We start from the raw sequence: 4,104 nt of genomic DNA, 5'->3' as shown, positions 1-4,104 counted from the left end.
GCATGGATGCATAAGCCAGAGCAACGCAGGAGCAGTTGCCGCGCAGGGCCGTCTATTCTCGGATAGCCTCCCAAGTCAGAAAATATGATTGCATTTGGTCAACTATTTATCATTCATCTTATAACCCATCATAAATGCAGTGAGTGGTAATTTTTAATGGAACAAATTTACGTGTCAGTTGTCTTTAAAATAGATGGCCAAATTTGCTGGCTATTGAACAGTGATGTGTCTGAAAATAATAAAATGTTTACCGGGGTTTATGATGAGACAGAATCGCGTTATTCATGGTTTTTCGTTGGTAATTTTTTTAATGATCAGTTTGCCAGGCATGAACGCCATAGCCGATGTGGATGACTATGCGGGTAATGACTCAGAATCATCTCTGTATATGGATGAACAAGACGATTTCATTGAGGATGATCTGGATGAGGAGCGGCAGGATGACACTGAAGCAAATGAAGACGACAACCCGCCTGAGAAACAAACGGCAATCAGGGAATATTACCAGGATCTGATTCGATCCAGAGATAAGGATCCAACTTTGTTGAGGTCAATCATTGATAATAGTAACTACCTGTTTAATGACTTGGTGATGAAACCACTGATCATTCCTTTTACCAACTTTGCTGAGGAGTATCAGGGTGTTTTCAATCGTCACGTGATAGACCCTGTTCGCCGTGGCAAACACTATATGAGATATATGGACAGTGTCATGCTCGGTACCTTTGATAATATATTGAATGAAGATACCGGGACAACCAACTGGCCTTATGCAGTTGCAGGAGCGCCCTATGGCTGGATTGTAAAAAATGTAGTTGCTGATTTTAAACTGGGATATGAGGTACGAAGCCCGGGTGTTATCGACAATAAATACCATAATCACCCTGTTCTGGTGAAACGTCTGGGAGCGGAGACTGGTGAAGTTGGCAACAAAATGTCAGAAGAGCACAAAAATGAACTGGTTGTTATTGATGTCGTAAAACCGTTTATGCCGAGGCTGGAGATATGGGATGAAGAAAATTCCCTGTTTTCGTCATTATACAATTTCTATTATGCAACAAAGGAGCTGGTGACCGATATTCATCACATTATCGAGTTTGAAGATACCGATTTTTTTAAACGCACAGGCCGCTATGAAGAATCAGATCGAACTTTTTTGCATCATTGGAATAAAACAATATCAAAACGAAGTGCATTCCGCAGTGGTCAGATTATCAGGGTTGACAGGAAAGGGTATTTTTCAATGGGACCTGTTCCTGTTGCCTGGAATTATTGTGAAGTGATGTTGCATCAAGGTGGCAGCAAAGATATCGAGGTTATTGAAGAGGACGATGAAACCGAAATTTATTATCAGCATCCTGAAACTTATGAGTGGGGTGCGCGGGGCAATAGCATGGTTCCCAGGGAGAGAACCAGAACGGTCCGTAAAAAAGTGGTCAAACAAGTTCCGAATGTTACCACATTCAGGGTTTACACCGAGAATCTTTGCCTGGCAGCAGAGGCATCTGTTCGTTCGAAAAGCGAGGTAATTACCTATACAACGCGCAGGTTGTTCTCCTGGTTTGTACCCGGGCTGGCATTTATTGGTGCTCCTTCCGTTTCTTATCTACTGATGGGGCAGCTTGGTATTACTAATTATTTTCCCTTAACAGCGAGCCTTATGGCCACTGTCTTTATGACGTCCTGGATTGTTCCCTCCATGTGGGAGTCCGATATTGAAGATACTATGCACAGTATCAAGTTCCCGCCTCCAGACGATTTTTAATGGCTCTCCTGAGTGGGGAGGTTAAGTAGCTGACCATATGAAATCATATTTTCTGACCAGATTGTCAGCCACTCTCGACAACTGCTCCTGCGTTGCTCTGGCTTCCATGCAGTCGTGTTCCGTTGCAACTTTGTCACATAGCTACGGTTACTGCCTGCGAAGCGCCTTGCATATTAAATGCACGCTTGGCCAGACAAATATGATTCCATTTGGCCATTGAGGGTTTTCACTAAGGAAACAAGTACAAATCTAAAATAAAAAAGACATGAAAGCACTGGCACGGATCATTATGATTTACGATGGCCCTCGTATGTTATTAAAGCATCCGCTGCTGTCTATAAGGCATTTGTTGTATGATCGTCGATCAGCCCCGGAACTTCCGGCAAAACTTCTTTGAAAAAAACAGTGAAAAATAAAGCCCTTGTCCGTGTGGTGAATTGCGACAAACTGACACGGCAGCCCAGCTACCGGTTCAAACACGCCGATCCTCTGGCTGGAATGGATAGTTGATGAAAAAAGTGTTGCTTATGGTGGCCGGTTGCCTTGCCCTTGGGCTCGGCATGCTGGGTATTTTCCTCGCTACTGGTAAATGGAAAACTGCGCCCGGGCATGAGAGTCTCGCTGGAGAAATACTCCAATATAACCCCATGCCGGTTTAGTGGTGGGAGGATGTCAACTTAGCTTGGCACTTGAATTGATGAAATCTGTCGACGCACCAGCATTTCGAGAGGTTGACAAACGGATTAAATGATCCTGATATGCGCCTCGGCAGCCCGAGGCTCATGGTTCCGTATCAGAAGATAAGATGGGCAATCGCCGCAATAACGGGTAATGTAACCAGTGTTCTCAAAATAAAAATAATAAATAGCTCAAGCAAGGTTACCGGAATCTTGCTTCCCAGGAGCAAAGCCCCTACCTCGGACAGGTAAATCAACTGAGTCAGAGATAATGCCGCAATAACAAACCGGGTCATGTCATTGTCAATGGATGCTGCCAGGATAGAGGGCACGAACATATCGGTGAAGCCCACCATCATGGTGGTGGAAGCCGCCTTGGCTTCAGGAATTTGCAACCACTCCAGCAATGGCAGAAATGGCATTCCAAGGTATTGGAAAATTGGGGTGTATTCGGCAATGATCAGTGCAATGGTGCCTATACCCATCACTACTGGCAATACACCAAACACCATATCAATGGCATTCTTGCCGCCATCCTGGATGACCTTCATTGGGTTGGTGATTTTTGCTGCTTTCTCCAGTGCCAGGCCCAGGCCCCAGCTAAAGACACTGATACCCGAAGGAATAATTTCATCTTCATCACTGCGGATTTTTCCGCAGATGAACACATCTTTTTTTCTGGAAAGGGGAGGCAGTCTGGGTACAATAAAAGCCGCAACCAGTCCGGCAAAGCAGACAGTCAGGTAAAACTGGGTAAATAGGTGATCCAGGCCAACCTGGGCAATAACCACCAGTGAGAAGGTAATTGAAACCACTGAGAAAGTGGTACCGATCACCGCAGCTTCACGCTGAGTATAATAAGAAGTTTCATACTGCTTGCTGGTCATCAGGATACCAACGCTCCCATCACCCAGCCATGAGGCAATACAGTCAATAGCTGATCGACCGGGCAGATTAAATGCCGGCCGCATTATGCGGGTCATCAATGCACCGAGCAGCTCCAGTAAACCAAAGTTCATTAACAGCGGCAGCAAAAGTCCGGCAAAGATAAAGACCGAAAACAGCGTTGGCATCAGATCATTCAAAACCATGCCACCGGTGGCTTCTGACCAGATGGCTTGCGGACCGACCCGGAAAAAACTGGAAAGAACAAAGACCATTCCGGCAACCCTTACCAGGCACCACAGTGGCGTGATATCAAATAATGATGAAAGAAATGGTCGCGTGGTTATTGCTTGTGGCTGGAATACCTTGGTAATGATGGTGATCAATCCGGTCAAGCTTACAATAATGGTAATGATGGTGGTCAGTTGTTCCTGGAGCAACGCTTTTAATCCGCCAGCCAGCAGGGCAACAGGGATGGTAAATTCACCATTGAGACTGACCGGAGTAACAAATAACAACAAGCCAATCAGTGATGGCATTAAAAATGTCAACCAGTGACGCAGGCTGGTCTCTCTCTTTTTCAGGGCTGTAAACTGTTTCATAACAGGTTCCGCACTCCTTAAACTCAGCCATGCACAAAAGTATGATTCAAAAAAATCATATTTCCTGCTCAACGAATTAATCAGTCAGGAATATCGTTAATGGTCCGGGAGGCTGTCCTATAATAGACTGCCCTGCTGCGGATGCGATAAATTGGTCTAAAAATTCCTGCTTCTT

4 protein-coding genes are annotated in these 4,104 nt (G+C 45.1%); 3 read left to right on the top strand and 1 reads right to left on the bottom strand.

Going from position 1 to position 4,104, the window contains the following annotated elements; all coding sequences use genetic code 11:
• The first annotated feature begins 310 nt into the window (after positions 1-310).
• The 3 genes from KDK14_RS20775 (at position 311) to KDK14_RS20770 (ending at position 2,424) form a co-directional block, all read left to right on the top strand.
• Positions 311-1,765, top strand: a complete 1,455-nt coding sequence (locus KDK14_RS20775) for a hypothetical protein (protein ID WP_257267150.1) — start codon at positions 311-313, stop codon at positions 1,763-1,765.
• A gap of 265 nt (positions 1,766-2,030) precedes the next feature.
• Positions 2,031-2,162 carry a nitrous oxide-stimulated promoter family protein gene (locus KDK14_RS21915; protein ID WP_373691130.1) on the top strand — a complete coding sequence of 44 codons (132 nt, stop codon included), beginning with the start codon at positions 2,031-2,033 and terminating at the stop codon, positions 2,160-2,162.
• 112 nt (positions 2,163-2,274) lie between these two features.
• The gene (locus KDK14_RS20770) at positions 2,275-2,424 is read left to right on the top strand and encodes a hypothetical protein (protein ID WP_257267149.1); all 150 of its coding nucleotides are present in this window, start codon (positions 2,275-2,277) and stop codon (positions 2,422-2,424) included.
• A 134-nt stretch (positions 2,425-2,558) separates the two neighbouring features.
• On the opposite strand, the gene KDK14_RS20765 is transcribed toward KDK14_RS20770, so the two are convergent.
• Entirely contained in the window at positions 2,559-3,929 is a 1,371-nt protein-coding gene (locus KDK14_RS20765; RefSeq protein ID WP_257267148.1) for a YjiH family protein, read from the bottom strand.
• Positions 3,930-4,104: the final 175 nt, after the last annotated feature.

Origin of the sequence: Endozoicomonas sp. ONNA2 (assembly GCF_024606365.1) — a bacterium.
Taxonomy (GTDB): Bacteria; Pseudomonadota; Gammaproteobacteria; order Pseudomonadales; family Endozoicomonadaceae; genus Endozoicomonas.
The sequence above is the reverse complement of the archived record's forward strand: the minus strand, read 5'-3'. Positions and strand labels throughout refer to the sequence as shown.